At 42.7% G+C, this 22,168-nt stretch carries 21 protein-coding genes; 7 read left to right on the top strand and 14 right to left on the bottom strand.

From position 1 onward, the window contains the following. Positions 1–48: 48 nt before the first annotated feature. Positions 49–975, bottom strand: a complete 927-nt coding sequence (locus V7S74_RS04200; protein ID WP_406777510.1) for an AEC family transporter — start codon at positions 973–975, stop codon at positions 49–51. Further along, complete coding sequence (locus V7S74_RS04195; protein WP_406777509.1) at positions 976–2,181, bottom strand: sensor histidine kinase; 1,206 nt, start codon at positions 2,179–2,181, stop codon at positions 976–978. A gap of 139 nt (positions 2,182–2,320) precedes the next feature. Here V7S74_RS04195 and V7S74_RS04190 point away from each other — a divergent pair, with 139 nt between their 5' ends. From V7S74_RS04190 to V7S74_RS04180, 3 genes are read left to right on the top strand one after another with little or no spacing between them, the layout of a single operon-like run. Next, entirely contained in the window at positions 2,321–2,659 is a 339-nt protein-coding gene (locus V7S74_RS04190; protein WP_406777508.1) for a PadR family transcriptional regulator, read from the top strand. 11 nt (positions 2,660–2,670) lie between these two features. Further along, complete coding sequence (locus V7S74_RS04185) at positions 2,671–5,067, top strand: PspC domain-containing protein (protein ID WP_406777507.1); 2,397 nt, start codon at positions 2,671–2,673, stop codon at positions 5,065–5,067. Positions 5,068–5,117: 50 nt separating this feature from the next. After that, a complete protein-coding gene (locus V7S74_RS04180; protein ID WP_406777506.1) occupies positions 5,118–5,822 on the top strand; it encodes a head GIN domain-containing protein in 705 nt (234 codons plus the stop codon). Here the strand turns inward: V7S74_RS04180 and V7S74_RS04175 are convergent. Further along, on the bottom strand, positions 5,815–6,414 hold the full coding sequence (locus V7S74_RS04175; RefSeq protein WP_406777505.1) for a DUF1684 domain-containing protein: 600 nt from the start codon (positions 6,412–6,414) through the stop codon (positions 5,815–5,817). The two genes, V7S74_RS04180 and V7S74_RS04175, sit on opposite strands and share 8 nt — an antisense overlap. A 46-nt stretch (positions 6,415–6,460) precedes the next feature. On the opposite strand from V7S74_RS04175, the gene V7S74_RS04170 reads away from it, so the two are divergent. Beyond that, entirely contained in the window at positions 6,461–7,045 is a 585-nt protein-coding gene (locus V7S74_RS04170) for a riboflavin synthase (protein ID WP_406777504.1), read from the top strand. Here V7S74_RS04170 and argH read toward each other — a convergent pair. From argH to V7S74_RS04145, 5 genes are read right to left on the bottom strand one after another with little or no spacing between them, the layout of a single operon-like run. Continuing rightward, positions 7,023–8,363: an argininosuccinate lyase gene (gene argH / locus V7S74_RS04165; protein ID WP_406777503.1), complete on the bottom strand. Its 1,341-nt coding sequence runs from the start codon at positions 8,361–8,363 to the stop codon at positions 7,023–7,025. The genes V7S74_RS04170 and argH overlap by 23 nt on opposite strands. A 4-nt stretch (positions 8,364–8,367) precedes the next feature. Continuing rightward, positions 8,368–9,438, bottom strand: a complete 1,071-nt coding sequence (locus V7S74_RS04160; protein WP_406777502.1) for a M20 family metallo-hydrolase — start codon at positions 9,436–9,438, stop codon at positions 8,368–8,370. A gap of 1 nt (position 9,439) precedes the next feature. Next, a complete protein-coding gene (argB, locus tag V7S74_RS04155; protein ID WP_406777501.1) occupies positions 9,440–10,222 on the bottom strand; it encodes an acetylglutamate kinase in 783 nt (260 codons plus the stop codon). Position 10,223: 1 nt separating this feature from the next. Continuing rightward, entirely contained in the window at positions 10,224–11,198 is a 975-nt protein-coding gene (locus V7S74_RS04150) for a Rossmann-fold NAD(P)-binding domain-containing protein (protein ID WP_406777500.1), read from the bottom strand. Positions 11,199–11,246: 48 nt separating this feature from the next. Next, a complete protein-coding gene (locus V7S74_RS04145) occupies positions 11,247–11,798 on the bottom strand; it encodes a GNAT family N-acetyltransferase (protein ID WP_406777499.1) in 552 nt (183 codons plus the stop codon). A gap of 99 nt (positions 11,799–11,897) precedes the next feature. Between V7S74_RS04145 and V7S74_RS04140 the strand changes: the two genes are divergently transcribed. Then, positions 11,898–14,498 carry a TonB-dependent receptor domain-containing protein gene (locus V7S74_RS04140; RefSeq protein ID WP_406777498.1) on the top strand — a complete coding sequence of 867 codons (2,601 nt, stop codon included), beginning with the start codon at positions 11,898–11,900 and terminating at the stop codon, positions 14,496–14,498. A gap of 48 nt (positions 14,499–14,546) precedes the next feature. On the opposite strand, the gene V7S74_RS04135 is transcribed toward V7S74_RS04140, so the two are convergent. Beyond that, positions 14,547–15,521 carry a polyprenyl synthetase family protein gene (locus V7S74_RS04135; protein ID WP_406777497.1) on the bottom strand — a complete coding sequence of 325 codons (975 nt, stop codon included), beginning with the start codon at positions 15,519–15,521 and terminating at the stop codon, positions 14,547–14,549. Positions 15,522–15,582: 61 nt separating this feature from the next. Between V7S74_RS04135 and V7S74_RS04130 the strand changes: the two genes are divergently transcribed. Then, positions 15,583–16,443 carry a patatin-like phospholipase family protein gene (locus V7S74_RS04130; RefSeq protein ID WP_406777496.1) on the top strand — a complete coding sequence of 287 codons (861 nt, stop codon included), beginning with the start codon at positions 15,583–15,585 and terminating at the stop codon, positions 16,441–16,443. Between the two features lie 30 nt (positions 16,444–16,473). Here V7S74_RS04130 and frr read toward each other — a convergent pair whose 3' ends face one another. The 3 genes from frr to V7S74_RS04115 are packed head-to-tail and all read right to left on the bottom strand — an operon-like array spanning position 16,474 to position 18,502. Then, the gene (frr, locus tag V7S74_RS04125; protein WP_406777495.1) at positions 16,474–17,034 is read right to left on the bottom strand and encodes a ribosome recycling factor; all 561 of its coding nucleotides are present in this window, start codon (positions 17,032–17,034) and stop codon (positions 16,474–16,476) included. A gap of 7 nt (positions 17,035–17,041) precedes the next feature. Continuing rightward, positions 17,042–17,752 (bottom strand): UMP kinase, encoded by a 711-nt coding sequence (gene pyrH / locus V7S74_RS04120; RefSeq protein WP_223130215.1) that lies wholly within the window; start codon positions 17,750–17,752, stop codon positions 17,042–17,044. A gap of 54 nt (positions 17,753–17,806) precedes the next feature. Next, positions 17,807–18,502 carry a fatty acid desaturase gene (locus V7S74_RS04115; RefSeq protein WP_406777494.1) on the bottom strand — a complete coding sequence of 232 codons (696 nt, stop codon included), beginning with the start codon at positions 18,500–18,502 and terminating at the stop codon, positions 17,807–17,809. Positions 18,503–18,544: 42 nt separating this feature from the next. On the opposite strand from V7S74_RS04115, the gene V7S74_RS04110 reads away from it, so the two are divergent. After that, positions 18,545–20,299, top strand: a complete 1,755-nt coding sequence (locus V7S74_RS04110; protein WP_406777493.1) for a family 43 glycosylhydrolase — start codon at positions 18,545–18,547, stop codon at positions 20,297–20,299. On the opposite strand, the gene V7S74_RS04105 is transcribed toward V7S74_RS04110, so the two are convergent. Both V7S74_RS04105 and dusB read right to left on the bottom strand, forming a co-directional pair. Next, positions 20,288–21,163, bottom strand: coding sequence for a DMT family transporter (locus V7S74_RS04105; protein WP_406777492.1), 876 nt, complete (start codon positions 21,161–21,163; stop codon positions 20,288–20,290). The two genes, V7S74_RS04110 and V7S74_RS04105, sit on opposite strands and share 12 nt — an antisense overlap. Next, entirely contained in the window at positions 21,163–22,158 is a 996-nt protein-coding gene (gene dusB / locus V7S74_RS04100) for a tRNA dihydrouridine synthase DusB (protein WP_406777491.1), read from the bottom strand. The genes V7S74_RS04105 and dusB overlap by 1 nt, the downstream gene beginning before the upstream one ends. Between the last annotated feature and the right edge of the window lie 10 nt (positions 22,159–22,168).

The raw sequence follows: 22,168 nt of genomic DNA, 5'->3' as shown, positions 1-22,168 counted from the left end.
AAACAAGTTCAATAAGCCAATGTTTCATAAAATTACCAAAAAATTCGGTTAAATCGCGCTCATGTGGAAAACACTCACCATGACCCACATGATGACAAAGCTAATCACGAGTGAAATATTCACCAATGACGCGGCGAGTGGCGTGTTTAAGTTTAACTCATCTGAATACGTAATCACTGTCATACCTACGGGTAAGATTAGGCAAAGCATTAACAAGTTCCTAAAGCCTAATTCGAACGGCAACACATAAAAACAGATGCCACCGATCAGAAAGCCCATGACATAACGCAGGCTCAGAACCTGGAAAACACGGAAATAGGACTTTTTCGACAAGCGAATGCTAAAATAAATGCCCATTAACAATAAGACGATAGGCTTATTTCCAGCGGCAATGGTTGAGATAATATCTAAAGCAAAAACGGGAAATTTTAGCTGTAACACATTAACTAAGACGCCTAAGACCATGGCCTGTAAGGGAGGAAGCGAAATAATGCGTTTGAAAATATGAGCTGCGATATTATCTTTTTTAGGGCCTCTGCTGAAGTAGTTCCCCATGCCATAGTTCACGAAAAAATTGACAACTGAATTTCCGAGGTCAAACATGATGGCATAGGTTAAACCCTGAATCCCAAAAATTCCTTCAATCAGCGGATAAGCAAAGATGCCTAGATTAAATCCAGCACTCCCGATGGTCATCACCCCTCGATTTTCGGGCTCCGTCTGCTTGAAAAGATGAAAAGCTAAAAAGGATAAAAACATCCCGAATAGCATGGCGATCAGCGGCAGGTAGATTAAATCCCAGGTTATATTCACCCGAATCATCGTCGAAAATACCAGGGCTGGAAAGGTGGTGTGCATTAAGAATTTTGACAGTGATTTTCCGTCGTGTTCCTGGATGAAACCGGCGCTTTTTAACGCATATCCGATGAATATGATGCACAAAGCAGAGCCGAAAACGATATTAGGACCTGTCATCTATTCAGGTTTTGGGAGGGTTATACGGAAGGTCGAACCTTTATTAATCTCCGTTGATTTCAACACTAATTTACCTTGATGGTAATTTTCAATGATCCGTTTAGCCAAGGTTAATCCCAAACCCCATCCCCGTTTTTTTGTCGAGAAGCCTGGGGAGAAGATTTTGGAGGTATTACTTGCTAAAATACCTTTTCCGGTATCTGATATATCGATGTGAATCACCTGATTCTTTCCTTCTTTTAATTCAATCCGCAGCTGACCCTGGCCACCCATCGCATCTACTCCATTTTTGCAAATGTTCTCAATTACCCATTCAAACAGGTATTTATTCAAATTCGCCACTTGATTCACTGCAAGGGAGGAATGTATTTCGATGGTGACTTTGGACGAAATACGAATTTTCAAATAGCTAATAAATTGCTGAATAACGGCCTCTATATCCTCTAACTTCAATACCGGCGTAGATCCAATATTCGAAAAACGGGTAGTAATAGTCTCCAAACGCTGAATATCCTTCGATAATTCCACCACAATATCCGGATTGATGTGTGGCTCGTTCCGCAATAATTCCACCCAGGCAGTCAATGATGAAAGAGGTGTTCCTAATTGGTGAGCGGTTTCTTTCGCAAGACCCACCCAAACGCGATTCTGCTCCGCCCGCCTAGAATACGAAAGAAATATATAGCCGAGAAAGCCGATAATCAGCACGACTAATAATTGAGAAAGGGGATAGTAGCGCAATAATTTCAGCAATTTCGAATTACCGTAATAGATATATTCTTTTTGAAAACCCATGTCCATTTCGATGGGCTGGTTGTTTTCCGCAATAATCTCTTGCAGCTTCTGCCTTAAAATCTCTTGTTTTTTCTCGGTAGAAAGCGTCTCCTGAATGGGAATATTGATGGAATTCAAGTGACCAGAACCATCTTTCCAAATCACAGGGATGGTATTGTTCTCATTGATTTTCTTAATTCGCTCGAAAAAGAAATTGATATCGGCGTTATTATCACTGGTCAGCGCATAGCGAATGGTCTCCGCATATAACTCAATCTGTTGCTTTTCCCGTTCCTCCAGCTTGGTTACCAAGCCATCAGTGAAGTACAAAGAGAAGCCCGCCATCACCACGCTAACCGCAAAAAAGGCTACTTTCAACCAGGTGTCCCGGTTATAAAAGGCTAAAGGCAAGGAAAATTCTTTGAAAATCATAATTATCTCAACCCTAAAAAGAGTGCGTTCATCACAAATTACCTACCGTTTATCCAATTTCCCAAATAAATTTTCTAAGGTACTTTGCATTACATAGTACCTTGTCTATATTTGCATTGCCAAATTAAACAAATAACCCATGGATATTGAAAATGCCAAGGTGCAAATGAGGAAGGGAATACTTGAATTCTGCATCCTTAAAATTATCTCAAAAGGGGAGGTCTATGCCTCTACCATGTTAGCTGAGTTAACTTCTGCGAAGATTATGGTCGTGGAAGGTACGCTTTATCCCTTATTAACTCGCTTAAAAAATGCGGGCTTTTTAGACTACCGTTGGGTCGAATCTGCCTCCGGACCGCCTAGGAAATATTATTTATTAACAGAAAAAGGACAGGAGTTTTTAGCTGAAATGTCCGAAACATGGGACGAATTGCAGTCCTCCGTTAACCAAATCTCAAACGCTTCCTTACAGGCATAACGAAAACACACATGAAAAAGACTTTATCAATTAACATTGCTGGATTTGTCTTCCACATCGAAGAGGACGCCTACGCTACTTTAGATGCCTACTTAAAATCCATTCATGCGTATTTCGCGTCATTCGAGGGATCGAAGGAGATTATCGCTGATATTGAATCGAGTATTGCGGAGAAGTTTTGGAACATCAGAGAAACAGAGAAAACTGAGGCCATTTCCCAGGCGCACGTGGATGCCTTGATTGCTTCTTTAGGAACCATTGCAGATTTCAAGCAAGTGGAAGAGGAAGAAGACAAGAAGGAAGGCTATACAGCCCCTAAATCTGAGGAGGGTCCTAAGGTTTTCCGCCGTGACATCACTCGCAAAAAACTAGGCGGTGTAGCAGCAGGAATTGCCCGCTATTTTCAGATAGATCCGATCTGGGTTCGCCTGGTTTTATTAGCCTTATTAAGCGCTAGCTTCCCTTTATTTCATTTGGGAAATATTATATTCTGGGCCTATATTATTCTTTGGGCAGCCATTCCGGGTGAATTAAATCCAGATGACGATAAATCGTATCGTAAGTTTTATCGTGATCCAGAGAAAAAAGTGATCGGTGGTGTGATGGCAGGTATCGCGGCCTATACGGGTTGGGATGTGGGTTTATTGCGCGTGATAGCGGTTTTATCGGTTGGATTATTTGGGTCGGGTGTGATTGCTTATCTAGTTATTTTAGCCATTACACCTGAGGCTAAAACGATGAAGGATAAGATGGAGATGACCGGTGAGCCGATTACCTTGGAAAATATTGAGAACAACATTAAGAAGAGTATTCAGCCGAATGAGACAGAAGAAAATGCTTTAACGAAGGTATTATTGTTCCCTTTCCGTATTGCTGCGACTGTTTTCGGTGCCTTGAAAGGCCCTTTGAATATTATTCGTTGGGTCGTTCAAATCTTCGTGGGAATCATTTTGTTGATTTTAGGTATTGCTTTTATCGTTGCTTTGGTGGGCATATGCCTGTTTGGATTTACGGGGATTGATCAAGGACAATTCGTTCATATGGGACCATTGCCACTTTATTTAATATCGAAAGATTTGCCTATCTGGGCGATACCTGCCTTGGTCTTGGCCTTCTTACCTGTTTTCGTTTCAATTGCTATCGCAGGAGCTTCCTTACTAGCAAATCGTAAATTTTACAATAAGACTTATAAGATTGCTTCGACGACGATGATGATTGTGGGTTGGGTGGGTTTATTCGCTGCGGCAGCTTTCTATGGCCGTAACTTCCAACGCTCTGCATCTTACAATCAAGTGAAGGATATCGCGGTCTCAGATTCGACTACCTATGTGTTAGATATCGATAAAAAAGATAACGAGACGATCTGGCAGATGATGTTAGGGGAGAAAGTGGAAGAGTTGGGCTTTGAATTTGAAGACGATGAAGATAACCACGATTATAACGAGGAGCGTTTTAACCGGGCAAATATCGAAATTGAAGGCTATGATGGCAAAACCATTCAGGTGATTCAATATGCGAAGTCTCAAGGTTTAACACGTAAGGAAGCGGAGTCGAATGCCAAAAAGATCAAGTACAATTACCTACAAAAAGGGAAAGACTTACGTTTTGATACGCATTTTGGTCTTTCGGATGCCCGTTTTAGAGCACAACGCTTAAAAGTGAAGATTATGATTCCGTATGGTAAATCTTTCTCTATGACGCGTGATTTTGCTTATTACATGGACAATGTGTTAGAAGGTGGTTATTTCCACGAAGAAGGCCAAGATTTATTCATTGGGTCCCTGTGGACATTCTCTGCTGACAAAGGCTTGATTTGCCTAAATCGGGTTCCGCATACGGACGAAGAGTCGAAAGATGAAGACTTCTCCGATGAAAAAGTAGGTTTCACCATCACGAAGGATTTGCAAAATTTTACTTCCATTCAAGGTTTGAATACGGAGTCATCGCAAATCAAAATCACGCGGGGAGATCTTCATAAGATTACGTACAAGGGTAATCAGGCCTTAGAAAGTTCGGTTCACGTGGAAAACAACGTATTAATCGTGGACAAAATTCAACCGGGTATCCAGGTGGAGATTGTGGTGCCGGAATTAACTAAGGTGGAATTAGGCGGTAATGCAAGTACCGAAATCGAAGGATTTACGTCTTCCACTTTCGATGTAGTTTTACGCGGATTTCACTCATTAACGCTTAAAGGTGGGGGTGATCAATTAAATGCGGCTCTATTTGATTCGGCTGAATTAGTTGCACCTGATTTTGCAGTTAGCAAGGCCTACGTGACTTTGGATAAATATGCTAAGATAGAGGTAAATGCGTCGAAATACGTACAAGGTAAAAAATACGATAGCTCATCCTTCGTTAATAAAGCGAGCGCCGGTGTGAGTTATAAATGGAACGTGATTAAATAACATGCAACCTTTTTTAACAGGCCTGCATCTAGCAACAAATTAAAAATTCTATGAAAAAAATTCTGTCTTTATTCGCCGCCCTAGTAATTGTATTTAGTTCGTTCGCAGATCCTGCGATTGTGACTAAAAAATTCAAAGTAGCTAATTTTAAATCCATTGAAGTAGGGAGTGCCTTCGAAGTGCATGTCCATAAAGGCAATTTCTACGCTGTTTCTGTCACAGGAAAAGAAAGTGATATAGATGAATTAGAAGTGAACTCATCTGCTGGTAAATTGGAAATTTCGTATGAGGAGAAGTGGAAATGGAGCTGGAATAATAACCGTTCCAAAATGGTCATCAATATTACCCTTCCTCGATTAAGTGCGGGAGATTTCTCTGGTGCCTGCAAAGTGGATTTGCAAGGATTTACAAATGAGGAGGAAATGTCACTTGTTTTTTCGGGGGCCTCTAAGGGCTTGATCGAAGGCTTACATGCAGATAAGTTGAAAATTGAATTAAGCGGTGCCTCAGATTGCAAAATCACGGGTCACACGGATTATTTAAAAGTGGAAGCTTCTGGCGCGAGTCACTTGAAAGCCTTGGATTTCTTCGCTCGCAATGTCGACGTGGAAGCCTCAGGAGCTAGCAGCGCACAATTACATGTACAGAAATCCTTAAAAGTAGACGCATCAGGTGCATCGCACGTGAAGTACAAAGGAAGTCCAGTGATTAGTAAAGATCTATCTGGAGCTGCTTCGTTGCACCAGGTTAATTAAATATTTTCTCACCTGCCTCTATGCGAATAGGGAGGGTGTTTTCCGCGGGAGGAATGGGACAGGCGAAATCTTTGTTGTAGGCACAATAGGGATTATAGGCCAGATTAAAGTCCACCCGCAACCGATTGTTTTTTACATTTGTTAGGGGTAAATCTAAAAAACGTCCGCCTCCATAGGTTTCTGTGGGGGCGGTTTTGTCTTTAAAGGGGAGAAAGAAATTGCCGTCTTCGTGCTGGTATAATTTTAATTTCAGGGTGAAGCTTTTAAATTCCGCCTGAATGAATCCAAAAAAAATCAACTTTTCTGTCGTTCCATCCGTCATTTTCAATTCTACCGTTTCGGCTTTCTCCGCTTTTTCTAGCACAAAGTCCACGATGTATTCTTTGTTAAAGGGATAATAGTTTAGTCCTTTAAAGGCGGCTTTATCTTTGATGGGGGATTCGTCTGAGTTACGAAAGTTTTCGTCCTTATCGCTTCGGATTTTCGCCACATCTGCTCCCGTTTCGTCTACGGGTTTAGCACTCGGAATGCTTAAATAGGCGAGAATCGCGATGACCGGAATCAGAAAGAGGAACCATTTGTTGAATTTCATCGGAATGGGTGTAATTTTGAGTACACAAAAATAGTAATTAAATCAGATGTTTACAGGTATTGTAGAGGCGATGGGTTCGCTAGTAAAGCAGGAAGGAAAGGGGACGAATGTAGAATTTTGGTTCACCTCTCCATTTACGCAGGAATTAAAAGTGGATCAATCCCTAGCACACAATGGGGTTTGTCTAACGGTCGTGGAAATTCAAGGCGAACAATACCGGGTGACAGCTATCGATGAAACTTTGCAAAAAACGAACCTAGGAGATTTGCAAATAGGCCAAAAAGTAAACCTAGAACGCTGCATGGCAGCAAATGCTCGTTTTGATGGGCATATTGTTCAAGGCCACGTGGATTTGACTGGACTTTGTACTGAAATAGTTGATCAGAATGGAAGCTGGGAATACCGCTTTAGCTATCCCAAAAGCAGTGGACATGTAACCGTCGAAAAAGGATCGATTTGTGTGAATGGAACTAGTTTAACGGTGGTGGATTCGCAAGATGACTCTTTTACCGTTTGTATCATTCCTTATACCTACGAACACACCGTTTTTCATCAACTAAAAATAGGGGATCGCGTAAACTTGGAATTCGATATTCTAGGTAAGTATATTAAGAAATTAATGCAGCGATAGCCTTATTCACTTTTTCAAAGCCAAAACGCTTCCAAGCGATTTCTTTCTGATCTTGAATCTCTTTCAGTCCTAAATTACCGATGCTTCCTAAGTGCGAGTGATTGATCTCTCGTGTACTTCCGTCGAAAGCACCCTCTTCGATCTTTTTACCCACAATTTGGTAGGCCTCGCGGAATGGAATTCCTTGAACGACTAATTTATTTACTTCCTCTACCGAGAATAATAAATCGTATTTCGAGTCCACTAAGAGGTCTTTCTTCACCTTCATGTGGCTGACCATATAATGCGTGATCTCTAAACCGTCTAAAATTTCCTCGATGGCCGGCATCAGTAATTCCTTCGTTAATTGGAATTCGCGGTGATAACCAGATGGCAAATTGCTGGTTAATAATTGCAATTGGTTAGGCAAGGCCTTTAATTTATTGGCTTTTCCTCTGAGCAATTCGGCAACGTCTGGGTTCTTTTTGTGTGGCATGATCGAGCTGCCAGTCGTTAAGGAGCTTGGTAGTTCGATGAAACCGAAGTTTTGGGAATTGTACAAACACACGTCCATCGCTAATTTGCTCAGCGTGGTCGCGATCTGTGCGATGGCTGTTAAGACATATAATTCGGTCTTTCCACGCGATAATTGAGCATTAACTACGTTCACGTGTGGCGATTCGAAGCCTAATAATTCCGTCGTATATTTTCTGTCCAAAGGAAACGAAGAGCCATATCCTGCGCCAGAACCCAGTGGATTCTTGTTCGCCAAACGGAAGGCCGCCTCCAATAATTCAATGTCCTCTACCAGGCTTTCCGCATAAGCTCCGAACCAAAGTCCGAAAGAAGACGGCATCGCAATCTGCAAGTGCGTGTAACCAGGTAATAAATCGTTTTTGTGCGCTTCGCTTTTGGCGATTAATAAATCAAATAAGCGCTCCACGGAATCCGCAATTTGCTGGATTTCTGCCCGCATGAATAACTTTAAATCCACTAAAACTTGGTCGTTTCTGGAACGTCCCGCATGGATTTTCTTACCTTGATCGCCTAATTTTTGTGTTAATAAGTACTCGATTTGGGAGTGGACATCTTCCATTCCGTCTTCGATCGTGAAATTTCCGGCATCGATTTGGGCATAAATGGCCTTCAATTCAGCGCAAAGAGGTCCTAATTCTTCCGCACCTAAAAGCCCTACTTTTTCTAGCATCGTGATGTGAGCCAGGGAACCCAGCACATCATAGCGCGCTAATTGCAAGTCATACACGGGGTCATTCCCAATCGTGAATTTCTCGATTTTAGCGTCTGTCGTCTGATTTTCTTTTTGCCAAAGTTTTGCCACAATCTTAAATGCTTAGGGTTGTTAGTAGATTTTGATAGGTTTGGATGCCCTGTTTTAGTTCATCCAAGAAGATATATTCGTCTGCCGTATGTGATCTACCGGAGTGTCCGGGACCGATTTTGACAGAAGGTATCGTTAATAAAGCTTGATCAGAAAGGGTAGGGGAACCGAATAAAGAAATGCCTAATTCTTTAGCCGCTTGAACAAGTGGATGCGTTTCCTCCATTTTGCTGGAATGTAAGCGCATTGACCGCGGAGTTAATTCCGCTTGAACGATGGTTTTCAATTCAGCTAAGACCTCTTCTAAAGAATAACATTCGTTTACCCGGCAATCAATCACGAAATCACACACATCAGGAACCACATTATGTTGTTTACCTGCATTGATGACAGTAACCGTTGTTTTTACAGGTCCTAAAAGCTCGGAAACCTTTGCAAACGAATGGTTTTGGATGTTTTGGATATCTTCCAAAGCTAAATAAATCGCATTCACCCCCTCATTTCTCGCCGCATGTCCGGCAATTCCTTTCACTTGTGCATCCACTACCATTAATCCTTTTTCAGCAATGGCCATGGTACAATCCGTAGGTTCACCTACGATCGCGAAATCGATGTGCGGTAATTCACCTGAATTCAAAAGGGCCTCTATTCCACCCGTTCCGGAGATTTCCTCTTCGGCGGTGGCAGCTACCACTAAGTTGAATCCTAGATTCTCTTCGGAATAAAAAGATACAAAGGTGGCAATCAAGCAAACTAAACTAGCGCCTGCATCATTCGATCCTAATCCAATCAGTTTATCTTCTTGCTCCGTTGCTTTGAATGGATCAAAGGTCCAGGAAGCATTTGCTTTCACCGTATCGTGGTGAGAGTTCAATAGAATCGTTGGTTTCGATGCATCGAAATGCAAATTAGAAGCCCAGATATTATTCCCTATACGTTTCGTAGGAATGCTCTGCGTTGCAAAAAAATCTTCCAAAATCTGCGCCGTTCCCTGCTCCTCCTTACTCAACGAAGGGCAAGCTATTAGCTGAGCTAATAGGTCTTTTGCGGCTAGAAATTGAGATTCCTGGTACATATTAGGCACTTATTTTAGTTCCAATCTCTGCTTTTTGCAGATTATCCGCATGGCACAATCTCACTACGGAAACGCCGGCAGAGATGGCCTTTAAAGCATTTTCTAATTTGGGAATCATCCCCGCAGAGACAATGCCTTTTTCTTTTAGGTCTTGAAAAGAAGCTGGGTTGATCGACGAAACAACAGAATCATCATCTGCAGGATCTAATAATACGCCTTTCTTCTCAAAACAATAGGTTAGTGTCACATCGTAGGCTGAACTGAGGGCAATGGCTAAAGCCTGTGCCATCGTATCCGCATTCGTATTCAACAATTGACCGGATGCATCCGCCGTGATGGGAGCGAAGACCGGTGAAAAACCGGCTGCTAACAACCCCGAAAGCGATGACGCATTCACGTGAATGATATCACCCACAAAACCATAATCGATAGGCTGTGCGGCTCTTTTCTTAGAAACAACGAATCCACCGTCAGGTCCAGATAAACCTAGGCTATTGCAGGAAATGGCCTGCAAGTCTGCCACGATGGATTTATTAATCCAGCCGGCATATACCATGGTGACGATCCGAAGACTCTCTTCGTTTGTTACTCGTCTGCCTTCGATCAGTTGACTCTCTATTCCCATAGATGCTGCCATTTGAGTGGCAATCTTGCCACCGCCATGCACGAGAATTTTAGGACCTTCAAGAGAAGCAAAATCTGTCAAAAAGCTAGCCAAAGCGCTCTGATTGTCGATGACATTCCCGCCTATTTTGACTACTTGAAGATTTTGCTTTGAAGACATATTAGAATAAATAAGGGCTTTCTGTTCTCATTAAGGTTAAGATCATCTCCTTTAAAACGACCTGTGCCGCCCAAACCCGGTTCCCAGCTTGCTGGATCACAATCGAGTTAGGAGAATCAATGACTTCATCTGCCACGACTAAATTCCGTCTTACAGGAAGGCAGTGCATAAATTTGGCATTATTAGTTACGCTCATTTTAGCTGCATCGACCATCCAAGCTGGATCGGAAGAAAGGATCTTTCCGTAGTCCTGGTAGGATGACCAATTCTTCGCATAAATGAAGTCAGCGCCTTCGTATGCCTCCTTCGGGTCGTAACAAATCTTCGCGTTACCTACGAATTCAGGAGCTAATTCATAGCCTTTCGGATGGGCAATCGTGAAGTCCACGTCTGCGTGATTCATCCATTCAGAGAAGGAATTAGGCACACATTGGGGCAATGCTTTCACGTGAGGTGCCCAAGTCAAAACGACTTTAGGACGCGCCACCGTTTTATATTCGTTGATGGTAATTAAGTCTGTCAGGGATTGCAATGGATGGCGAGTCGCCGATTCCAAGCTAATTAACGGCTTACCCGTATATTTTAAAAATTGATTTAATACCTGTTCGCTGTAGTCTAATTCCCGATCTACTAGACCTGGGAAGCTGCGAACACCGACGATATCGCAATATGAGCCCACTACAGCGGCGGCTTCTGAAATATGTTCCGCCTTATCACCATTCATGATAACGCCTTCGTTCATTTCTAATTGCCAAGAATCTGCCCCTACATTCATAATCATCACCTCCATTCCGAGGTTTTGAGCGGCTTTTTGGGTAGATAAACGGGTACGTAAACTCGAGTTGAAGAATAATAAACCGAGGGTACGGTTTTTCCCAATATGCTTATCAGCATAGGGTGTCTTCTTCATCAACAAAGCTTCGTTGACTAAGTTTTGGATATTGTACGCGTCCTTTACGGAGGTGAAATTTTGCATGTGTTCAGCTGTCTAACATTGGCAATTCAGTAAAATTACTGAAAAAGATCAGTAACGACGGCGTTCCCAGGTGAAAACTTGTAGGGGTATTTCGAGCGGGAGTGTTTTCTCTCCCGTTTTTTGGAACTTATTTTTTTCCAAAACACGTTGCGATCCCGCATTATCCACCGGAGTCTCCGCGCGTAAAACTTGCAAGCCAGCATCTTGAAAGGCCCATTCGGTCAAAGCTTGTGCCGCTTCTGTGGCGATTCCTTGGCCTCTGAATTTCTGATCGAGTGCATATCCGATTTCGCTAGTGCCTTCGTCATCGGGTAAGCCAGCTAAGCCGATTCCCCCCACAGAGCAGGACGAGGATTTGAGGATTATTTCCCAATTTGTGTACCAATAGTAATCCAGTGGAAATTTTGCCGTTTGTGGGATCCAAAAATCCCGCAAGGCCAGCAAGGTTTCTTGTTCATAGAACAATTCCAATTCCCAGGGGTTATGCTGTAGATCTAGCATTTTTTCCAGATCTTTGCGCCCTGAATTTTGCCAAACCAGCAAGTGCTGCTGTTGAAGCGGGATCAAAGTTAGCCGAGGAGTCTGGAGTTTGAATGACATATTGGACTACAAATTACCCATTTTGGTCGCAAAAAAGAAGGCCTTTAACTAGAATGAACAAATTTTGCATCCGTTAATGGAAGCAATAAACAACAAACAATGAAAAAAATTATCAGCTTACTCGCACTGATTACCTTATCAGTATCAGCTATCGCACAAATTCCAGGTGGGATGGGTGGTTTCGGTGCAGCGCCTAAGAAAGAAACGATTATCCCAGGTACGGCTCAAGCAGCACCGAAAGGAAGTGCAAAAATCATCGGATTTCTATTAGATTCAACCGATTCAAAGCCAGTGGAATTCGCCACTTTGGCCTTAATTAATACAAAAACAAACAAGCCAGTCGATGGAACTGTTGCGGACGGCGTGGGTAAATTCACCTTGAATAAAGTCGCAGTAGGTTCCTATAAAATCGTTGTTTCCTTTATCGGATACGATAGCAAAACGGTTTTTGTTAACATCACGGAGAAAAATGACGACCGCGATTTAGGGGTAATCAAATTGCAACAAAGTTCTAAAATGCTTTCTGAAGTGACGGTGGAAGGTCAGCGTGCTTTAATTGAAGAGCGCGTGGATCGTACGGTGTATAACGCAGAAAAAGATGCTTCTAATAAAGGGGGAGATGCGACAGATGTGTTGAAAAAAGTGCCGATGCTTTCTGTGGATTTAGATGGTAATCCATCACTTCGCGGATCTACCAGTGTTCGAGTTTTAATTAACAACAAGCCATCCACCATTATGGCGTCTAGTATTGCAGATGCGTTGAGACAAATTCCGGCGGATATGATCAAAACCGTAGAGGTAATTACTTCACCTTCAGCAAAGTATGATGCAGAAGGTTCAGCGGGTATCATTAATATCGTGACGAAAAAGAATACTTTGCAAGGTTTGACTTTATCTTTTGATTCTTCAGCCGGTGTCAGAGGTTCTAATTTATCCCTAAACGGTAATTTTAGAAATAAGAACTGGGGATTGTCATTGGGTGGTTTTGGACGTTCTGAGTACAATGTGAATGGTAAATTCGAAAGCACGCAATTAACGCAGAACATGGGCGTGGAGACGCGTAACGTGCAGACAGCTGAATCGAGAAGAGAAGGTTTGTTTGGAAATTACCAATTGGGTTTTGATTGGGACATCAATAAATACAATTCGATTACAGCTAGTACACGTTTTGGTTTACGTAATGGAAATAACTGGCAAGACGGCTTGCAACAAATTAGAAATGGGGTGCTTACTTCTCTACGTAATACGAACTCGTTAGATGAGTCTGCAAACGTGGACATTAACGTGGATTATACCCATACATTTGAAAAACCACAAAAGGAATTTTCGATCTTATCGATGTACAGTCGCAATAACCGCTCAAATGATTTTTATAATTTGATCTTGAATCCCAAGTCGACGATGTCGGAGATTTTGAGTTCCATTAAGAATGAGAATGGTTCGTATAATGAGGAGGCTACCTTCCAATTAGATTACCAGACGCCGATAGCTAAAAATCAAATGTTGGAGTTTGGATCTAAAGGTATTGTGCGTAATGTGACCTCTGATTATACTTCCTATACGGCAGGTAGTAATGGGGTATACACCCAAGTCAATTCGGCTATTTTGCCTTCTAACGTATTTGATTATAATCAAAATATTCTTAGTTCTTACGGTTCTTACACGGTAACAACAAAAAATAAGTGGAGTATTAAGACGGGTGCTCGTTATGAATATACCGACATCTCGGCTAGCTTTTCGAAAAAAGAGGGTCAAAATACGGTAATTCCAGCTTACGGTGTACTTGTTCCTAGCTTTAACATGTCGAAGACATTCAAGTCAGGTACTTGGAGATTTAGCTATAACCGCCGTATTCAACGTCCTGGTATTCAGAACTTGAATCCGAACGTGAACGCGACCAACCCTTTAAATATCTCGACGGGTAATCCTAATTTAGCGCCAGAATACACGAATAATTACGAGGTGTCTTACAGTAAGTTCATCAAGCAGACATACATCTCGACTTCATTTTTCATGAGAAATACGACGGGTGCGATAAATGTAATCAGAGAGGTATTTGGTGATACGGTAAAGACAACATCTCGTAATATTGGAAATGAAGATGCCTTTGGGATGAACATTAACCTGAACGTGAATCTATCGAATAAATTGATGATCGGTGGTGGCGGTGACTTGTCTTACTTAGTATTAGCAAATAATGTAGCTGATCCACTTTTAAATGCAAGAAATGAAGGTCTTCAAACGAACTTCCGTGTGTTTGGTAATTACAACATTGGAAATGGTTGGGGAGCGCAAGTATTCTCTTTCTACCGGGTGAACCAAATTCAATTGCAAGGTTCTCAAGGCGGATTCGGAATCTATAGCTTGAGCTTTAAGAAGGACTTTAAGAATAAGAAGGGAAGCATTGGTTTTGGGGCAGAGAACTTCTTGACGCCTAATGGCTTTATTATTCGCAACGAGACGAAAACGGCGACGATCAACCAGGTAAGTGAGAATACCTTGAGAAATATGAACTTCAAGATCAACTTCTCTTACCGTATTGGTAAGATGTCATTCGGTCCTACGAAGAAGAAGAAATCAGTGAATAATGATGATACGAAAGGCGAAGGTGGTGATGCAGCTCCAGCACCTGTTCAACCAATGGGTATGCCAGGCATGCGTATGGGTGGTGGAGGCGGTGGCTTCGGTGGTCCACGTTAATCTACATTAGGATACAGGAAGGAAGGGAATCAGCAATGGTTCCCTTTTTTATTTGCTACGTTCGATCGTATAGCTAATCAAGTCGCCCAGCGAGTTGCGGTACTCGGATGCAGGGAAGCTGGCTAAGATGGCTCTGGCTTCTTCCGCAATCTCGTTCATCTTTTGGCTTGCGTAGGCTAGGCCTCCCGTTGATTTAACAAAGTCAATGACCTCGCGTACTTTATTTGAATCTTCGGACTCCTTTTTGATGATTTGTATGATGCGATTCTTCGTGGAGCTATCGGTGTTTTGAAGGGCATAGATCAGTGGAAGCGTCATCTTTTTCTCTTTGATGTCGATTCCCAAAGGTTTCCCAATTTCCGCATCTCCGTAATCAAACAAGTCATCCTTAATTTGAAAGGCGATACCCACTTTCTCCCCAAACAAACGCGCTTTCTCGACCATTTCCGCATCTGCTCCAGCTGATTGAAATCCGACTGCGCAGCAAGCAGCAATCAGAGTCGCTGTTTTCTTGGTAATGATATCGAAATAGACCTCTTCCGTGATGTCTAGTTTTCTCGCTTTCTCAATTTGCAATAATTCGCCCTCTGACATTTCGCGCACCGCGGTAGAAACGGATTTTAATAAATCAAAATCTTCGTGCTCGACAGATAGTAATAGGCCTTTGGATAATAAATAATCCCCCACTAAAACGGCGATTTTATTCTTCCAGATGGCGTTGATGGAAAAGAATCCTCTTCGGTAATTCGAATCGTCTACGACGTCATCGTGAACGAGCGTAGCGGTGTGTAATAATTCAATTAAGGCAGCGCCTCTGAAGGTTTTCTCTGATATTTCACCCATACATCCCGCCGTTAAAAAAACGAACATCGGACGCATCTGTTTTCCCTTCCTTTGGACAATATAATGCATGATGGTGTCTAGCAACATCACTTTTGTCTTCATGAACGATTTAAACTTCCCTTCGAATGCTTTCATCGAATCATCGATGGGAGCTTGAATAGAAGAGATGGAGTAAGGCATGGGGATTGTTTAGGCCAGTAAATTGCGTAAATTTAAACAGAATTGTGGATAAAAAGGTAATATGAGCAAGATTTTAGTCTTAGCAGGAGGATCTGTAAAAGGGGCCTTTCAGGCTGGGGTCATTAAAGCACTTTTTGAGAAAGGATATCAGCCAGATGCCATTTATGGTGTGTCAGCTGGGAGTTTGAATGCTGCGTATTTGGTGAATCAGTTTGGGCACCAAGTTCATGAGGGAATTCCGATTTCTTATCCGCAAGCAGCACAAGATTTATGGGATTTTTGGGAGACGCGCATTACGCATCCTAAAAGTCTATCTAAGCCCTTTAACATTTTCGAATTAGGCTGGACTGCTTTGACCAAGAAGTTCAAAGGCCTCGTGGACACAACTCCTCTCCGCCATCTCTTGACAGATGTCTTAAGCATTCGTAATCTTCAGCTAAGTCCTGTGGGATTAAAAGTGGGGGCTGTGAATGTGATTGAAGGAGCGATGCATTACGTGGATCCTAGTTTTGAGGATTTTACAGAATACTTACTAGCTTCATCTGCCGTACCAATTTTGATGCCGGTTGTCAAAATTCAGGGGCAGAAGCGTAAATCCTATTTAGATGGTGGTTTACGCGATGTGGCACCCTTGCAGAAAGCTATTCAAGATGGTGCGACTGAGGTAGTCGTGATTGCCTGCCACACGGAGATGATCGATGGAGGAGATTTTGATTCTGGTGATTTGTTAGCCCTAGTAGATCGGGTGATGGATATTGCGGTCAATGAGATTTTAAATGCGGATCTTCGCCTGCAGCGATCAGAAGTTAAATTAACGATTATTCGACCTTTACATCCCTTGAGCATCGATATTCAGCGTTTTACGAAAATGGATATTCGTCGGATGCTAGAGATGGGTTACGCACAAGGATTACAAGCATAAAAAAAGCCTCGAATTTCGAGGCTTTCCTTTTTAAACTGACATGATGTCTTTCTCTTTTTCGTTGAAGATCTGGTCGATCTTCGCGATATAGGCATCTGTTTTCTTTTGGATCTTATCTTCTGCTTCTTTGATCGAATCTTCCGAAACGCCGTCGCCCTTTAATTTCTTAATGCTATTGTTTCCGTCTTGACGCGCATTACGGATATTGATTTTAGCTACTTCAATCTCTTGTTTTACGCGCTTAACTAAATCTCGGCGACGCTCTTCCGTTAATGGAGGAATCGAAAGACGAATAATTTCACCGTCATTCATTGGATTTAAACCTAAGCTAGAATTACGAATAGACTTTTCGATTTCACCAAAAATACCTTTCTCAAAAGGTTTGATCGCGATCGTACGCGCATCCGGTGTTGTAATTGAGGCAGCACCTGAAATCGGTGTTTGCATGCCATAGTAATCGATGGTTAGGCCATCTAACATCGATGTGTGCGCCTTTCCTGCTCTAATTTTAGATAATTCAATGTTTAAGTGCTTGATCGCACCGTCCATGGTTTCGACAGTCGCGTCAATGTAGAATTCAATTTCTTCCATTTTTCAATTAGCTAATTAATGTACCTACGTCCTCACCTGAAACTAAGGCCGCTAAATTCCCCTCTTTGTTCATATCGAATACGATAATGGGAACATTATTTTCTTGGCATAAGGTAAATGCCGTTGTATCCATAATTTTTAACCCTTTCGAGATTGCCTCCGTAAAGCTTAAATTCGTGTAGCGAGTAGCTGATGCATCTTTTTCTGGGTCAGCCGTGTAAACACCGTCTACACGCGTGCCCTTTAAAACCACATCTGCTTCGATTTCAATCGCTCTTAGTGAGGCAGTTGAATCCGTCGTAAAATACGGGTTACCCGTTCCTGCTCCGAAGATCACGATACGTCCTTTTTCTAAGTGACGCATCGCACGGCGGCGGATAAATGGTTCGCAAACGGCTTCGACCTTGATTGCGGTCATCATGCGGGTATATAATCCTTGTTTTTCCAAAGAAGCCTGAACAGCCATCCCGTTAATTACGGTCGCTAACATGCCCATGTAATCACCTTGCACTCGGTCGATTCCGGCTTTGGCAGCACTCGCACCACGGAAGATGTTTCCTCCGCCGATCACGATCGCTACTTCCACGCCTAAATCATGCACTTTTTTAATTTCAGCGGCATATTGACCTAAAATGGTTGGGTCAATCACCTCTCCATCGGTCGAAAGAGATTCGCCTGAAAGTTTAAGTAAAATGCGTTTGTATTTAGGTTCTTTCATGAGGGGATCGTTTATGTCGATTTTGTGCGATGCAAATTTAGGAAAAATCTAGGTCTAGGCAAGGTTTTCGTCCTTCGCTTGTGGTAATTTATACCAAGGCAAATAGGGATGCGCATGGTGCTCAAAATGATAGCCAAAAAAGTAGCAGGAAATAAAGGCCCACACATGGTTTCTACTCTGACTTCTAGATTGCTGTTTGTTATCCGGCGCATGTTCCCCTCGGTGTGGTAAGTAAGTTCCAAAAATGAATAACTGGAGCGTACTTAAGATAGCCGGAAGCTCCCAAAACAAAATCAAATTCCACATGGGGAACCAAATTTTCAACACATTATAAGTAATCGCCATGGCCAGCACTTGCTTCCAGGTCACATATTGCCAAATAAATTTGAACCACCACAGCAAAAATGACCCCTGGTGCACGTCAGGATCTCCTTCCGTATTCACATGCGCGTGGTGCAGGTGGTGCTTCGCTCGCAAGGTGCTGTAATCATTAAAGGCAAAAAGAATCGTGCAGAAACGTCCAATCGCATGATTTAGACGTGGATTTTCTGCATAAACAACCCCATGAATGGCGTCGTGCGAAGTGATAAATAATCCCGTATATAAATGGGTTTGTATCAGAATCGAAAGGTAAACAAAAGGGTCTGACCAGCTGAAATCGACCTGTATCCAATAGGCTAAATTAGCGGACCACAAAGAGATCAACACCACTGCCCAAATAATTCCCTGAAATTTAGTTACTTTGTCCATACTTTGGCCAGCTAAGCCCGGCACCTATATGACCTCAAAACTATGAAAATTGTTCCAGCATTTTTGCTTTTTATTTTGTCTTTTAGCCTGACGGCACAATCAACGTCCACTTATTGCAATCCCATGAACTTGGATTATGGGTTTACTCCCATTCCCAATTTCTCTGAACAGGGGCGTCACAGAGCCACTGCGGACCCCGTTATCTCCTACTTTCAAGGGAAATATTATCTTTTTTCAACGAATCAGTGGGGCTATTGGTGGAGCAACGACATGCTAAAATGGAACTTTGTGTCGCGCCGATTCTTACAGCCTTACCATAAAGTCTATGATGAATTGTGTGCACCAGCTACACTCACCTTAGGGGATAGTTTATTAGTGATTGGATCGACCTATGCGAAGGATTTTACGTTATGGTATTCCCAAAAACCAGAAACCGACACCTGGAAAGAGGCCGTACACGCCTTCACGGCTGGAGCTTGGGATCCGGCTTTCTTTTTAGACGATGATAACCGCCTGTATTTATACCACGGATCGAGCAATTTCTACCCGATGTATGGTCAGGAATTAGATCGCAAAACGCTGCAACCGATCGGTGAACGTAAAGATTTGATTAAGCTGAATGATGAGGTGCATGGATGGGAGCGTTTTGGGGAATACCAAGACAATACGTTCTTAAAACCGTTTATGGAAGGGGCCTGGATGAATAAGTACAAAGGCAAATATTATTTGCAATATGGTGCGCCAGGAACTGAATTCTCTGCTTATGGAGATGGGGTGTATACTTCAGATCATCCGATGGGGCCATTTACCTACCAGTCACATAATCCATTCTCGTTTAAACCAGGCGGATTTACGCGCGGGGCTGGGCATGGGGCTACTTTTGAGGGAGAGTTTGGCAATTGGTGGCATGTGTCTACGATTACAATTGCGGTGAAGAATAGTTTTGAGCGTCGCTTGGGGCTTTGGCCTACCTATTTTGATAAAGACGGTATTCTTTATACGAATACAGCTTATGGGGATTATCCGCATCGAATGCCGACGAAAAAAGTCGATGTTCCTTCTGAATTATTTACGGGCTGGATGCTGTTGAATTACAATAAACCAGTGCGCGTTTCCTCTAGTTTGCCAGGTTATTCGGCGAATTTTGCGGTGGATGAGCAGATGAGGACCTATTGGTCTGCAGCTTCGAATAAAAAGGGCGAGTTTATTGAAACAGATCTAGGCGATGTTTCCACCTTGAAGGCTTTGCAGATAAACTATGCGGATCAAGATGTGGATTCAAGTTTTTTAGGAAAGATGAATGGGATTTACCACCAATACCAGGTGTTCGGAAGTAAGGATGGTAAAAACTGGCAGCTGATTATCGATAAGTCTAAAAACAAGACAGATATCCCGCATGATTATGTAGAGCTTCCACATTCGGTGGAGGTGCGGTACTTAAAATTGGTGAATCACCATATGGCGGCAGGTAAATTCGCGATTTCGGGGATTCGTGCTTTTGGTTTTGGCCATGGAGCAAAACCGGGTGTCATCAAGGATCTATTGGTCTTGCGTGGGGAACACGATTCTCGAAGTGCTTGGTTAAAGTGGGGCCATGATCCGAAAGCTACGGGATACGTTATCTACTCTGGAATTGCCCCCGATAAAATGTACACGTCGGTGCAGGTTTTTGGGACTAATGAGTATTATTTCAAATCCATGGACCGAGGAAAGACCTATTATTTCCAAATCGAAGCCTTCAATGAAAATGGCATAGGAACTCGTGGGCCTATGATTGAATCAAAATCAAGCCTTTGATCGATTGATTTCATATACCCCAATGAGCAGGACGATCATCGCAATAAATTGCGAAAGGTAGACTTGTTCGCCGTCAAAAACGCCCCAACCCACAGCCACAATCGGAATGATGTAGGTCACGGAACTAGCGACAATGGCATTGGTCCATTTAATCAACTGATTGAACAAGACCATGGCAATCGCGGAGCCGAAAACGCCCAAAGAACAAGCCGCTAAAAAGGGCCACCATTCAATGGGTTGAGCGAAAAATCCGGTGGAGCCTAATAATATCAGCGATAAAGGTCCGATCGCCATAAAAATACCTGACGTAGAAGTGAAGGGATTTAATCCGGATAATTTGGTCTTAATGATATGTAAATTAATCCCATACAAGAAAGTGGCTAACACCACCCAAAGCGCATGGTAATTAAAATCGATATGGAATCCTTCGCCACCCACGATTAAGCCAAAACAGCCAGCGATACCTAACACAATACCCAGTATTTGGCGCCATTGAAAGCCTTGTTTGAATAGTAAAATTCCTACGATTAGCGTAAACAAAGGTGTAAAGGCGTTTAACATGCCAGACAAGGCTGAAGTCAAATGCTTTCCCGCGATTGAAAAGAGGATAGCAGGCAATAAATTACCCGTCAAGCCAGCTAATAAAAAGCTCTTCCAATGTTCTTTCTTCACCTCGTGTCTTTGTTTTAAAAACACCGGAATAAAGAAGATAAAGGCGGCAAAAATGCGTAACGCACCTACTTGAGGAGAGCTATAATAAACTAAACTTTTCTTCACTAAAATGAAGGAACTTCCCCAAATCAATGAAAGGGCCACAAAGGCTAAAATGACAAGTACTACGGGGGATTTTTGTTTGTTTTCCATTAGGCTGGTAAGGGTTCTCCAGCGTAATGCGCTGAGATTTCATTCAGGATCTCTTTGATTTCCTCAAATTCGTAGCTAGTAACTAAGCGGGTTCTAAACGGTTTGAAGTGATCCATTCCGCGGAAATAATTCGCATAATGCCGTCTCATTTCGACGATACCCCCGTGATTTCCCTTCCAGCGGATGGAGAAATCGAGGTGATCTAAACAAACCTGCAAGCGTTGTTGCAAGGTAGGAGGCGCTAAGTGCTCTCCAGTGGCTAAATAATGTTTTATCTCGTTGAAAATCCAAGGATATCCGATCGAAGCGCGGCCTATCATAATGCCATCCACTTCGTAGCGATCGCGGTATTCTTTCGCTTTCTCCGGAGAATCGATATCGCCATTGCCCAAAATCGGAATCTTAATCCGTGGATTATTCTTCACTTTCGATATCAATTCCCAATCCGCAGCCCCCTTGTACATCTGTACGCGTGTTCTGCCATGAATAGTCAAAGCCTGTATACCAATATCCTGCAGGCGTTCCGCCACCTCCTCAATATTTTTCGTAGAATCATCCCAGCCTAAACGCGTTTTAACGGTTACTGGCAAGTGTGTGGCATCCACCACTGCTTTGGTCATGGAGACCATTTTAGGGATATCCTGCAGTAAAGCAGCACCAGCGCCTTTGCAGGCCACTTGTTTTACTGGGCAACCGTAATTGATATCGATTAAGTCCGGGCCAGCCTTGGTCGCAATTTCTGCACAAGCAGCCATGGTTTCGATGGAACTACCAAAAAGTTGAATCCCAATCGGTCTTTCGTATTCAAATATATCGAGCTTTTGTACGCTCTTCGCCGCATCTCGTATGAGGCCCTCAGAAGAAATAAACTCGGTGTACATCAAATCAGCCCCGTTCGCCTTACAGACCGCGCGGAAAGGCGGATCAGACACGTCCTCCATGGGGGCTAAAAGTAATGGGAATGAGCCTAGCTCGATGTTACCTATCTTTACCATTCTGATTAAA

Source organism: Aquirufa novilacunae, assembly GCF_045310505.1.
Classification (GTDB): Bacteria; Bacteroidota; Bacteroidia; order Cytophagales; family Spirosomataceae; genus Aquirufa; species Aquirufa novilacunae.
This window is presented reverse-complemented; position numbering and strand designations above follow the sequence as displayed.

Bases quoted from the DNA above. Each gene is read 5' to 3' on its own strand.
- V7S74_RS04200 (WP_406777510.1), bottom strand. From the start codon at position 975: ATGACAGGTCCTAATATCGTTTTCGGCTCTGCTTTGTGCATCATATTC.
- V7S74_RS04195 (WP_406777509.1), bottom strand. From the start codon at position 2,181: ATGATTTTCAAAGAATTTTCCTTGCCTTTAGCCTTTTATAACCGGGAC.
- V7S74_RS04190 (WP_406777508.1), top strand. From the start codon at position 2,321: ATGGATATTGAAAATGCCAAGGTGCAAATGAGGAAGGGAATACTTGAA.
- V7S74_RS04185 (WP_406777507.1), top strand. From the start codon at position 2,671: ATGAAAAAGACTTTATCAATTAACATTGCTGGATTTGTCTTCCACATC.
- V7S74_RS04180 (WP_406777506.1), top strand. From the start codon at position 5,118: ATGAAAAAAATTCTGTCTTTATTCGCCGCCCTAGTAATTGTATTTAGT.
- V7S74_RS04175 (WP_406777505.1), bottom strand. From the start codon at position 6,414: ATGAAATTCAACAAATGGTTCCTCTTTCTGATTCCGGTCATCGCGATT.
- V7S74_RS04170 (WP_406777504.1), top strand. From the start codon at position 6,461: ATGTTTACAGGTATTGTAGAGGCGATGGGTTCGCTAGTAAAGCAGGAA.
- V7S74_RS04160 (WP_406777502.1), bottom strand. From the start codon at position 9,438: ATGTACCAGGAATCTCAATTTCTAGCCGCAAAAGACCTATTAGCTCAG.
- argB (WP_406777501.1), bottom strand. From the start codon at position 10,222: ATGTCTTCAAAGCAAAATCTTCAAGTAGTCAAAATAGGCGGGAATGTC.
- V7S74_RS04150 (WP_406777500.1), bottom strand. From the start codon at position 11,198: ATGCAAAATTTCACCTCCGTAAAGGACGCGTACAATATCCAAAACTTA.
- V7S74_RS04145 (WP_406777499.1), bottom strand. From the start codon at position 11,798: ATGTCATTCAAACTCCAGACTCCTCGGCTAACTTTGATCCCGCTTCAA.
- V7S74_RS04140 (WP_406777498.1), top strand. From the start codon at position 11,898: ATGAAAAAAATTATCAGCTTACTCGCACTGATTACCTTATCAGTATCA.
- V7S74_RS04135 (WP_406777497.1), bottom strand. From the start codon at position 15,521: ATGCCTTACTCCATCTCTTCTATTCAAGCTCCCATCGATGATTCGATG.
- V7S74_RS04130 (WP_406777496.1), top strand. From the start codon at position 15,583: ATGAGCAAGATTTTAGTCTTAGCAGGAGGATCTGTAAAAGGGGCCTTT.
- frr (WP_406777495.1), bottom strand. From the start codon at position 17,034: ATGGAAGAAATTGAATTCTACATTGACGCGACTGTCGAAACCATGGAC.
- pyrH (WP_223130215.1), bottom strand. From the start codon at position 17,752: ATGAAAGAACCTAAATACAAACGCATTTTACTTAAACTTTCAGGCGAA.
- V7S74_RS04115 (WP_406777494.1), bottom strand. From the start codon at position 18,502: ATGGACAAAGTAACTAAATTTCAGGGAATTATTTGGGCAGTGGTGTTG.
- V7S74_RS04110 (WP_406777493.1), top strand. From the start codon at position 18,545: ATGAAAATTGTTCCAGCATTTTTGCTTTTTATTTTGTCTTTTAGCCTG.
- V7S74_RS04105 (WP_406777492.1), bottom strand. From the start codon at position 21,163: ATGGAAAACAAACAAAAATCCCCCGTAGTACTTGTCATTTTAGCCTTT.
- dusB (WP_406777491.1), bottom strand. From the start codon at position 22,158: ATGGTAAAGATAGGTAACATCGAGCTAGGCTCATTCCCATTACTTTTA.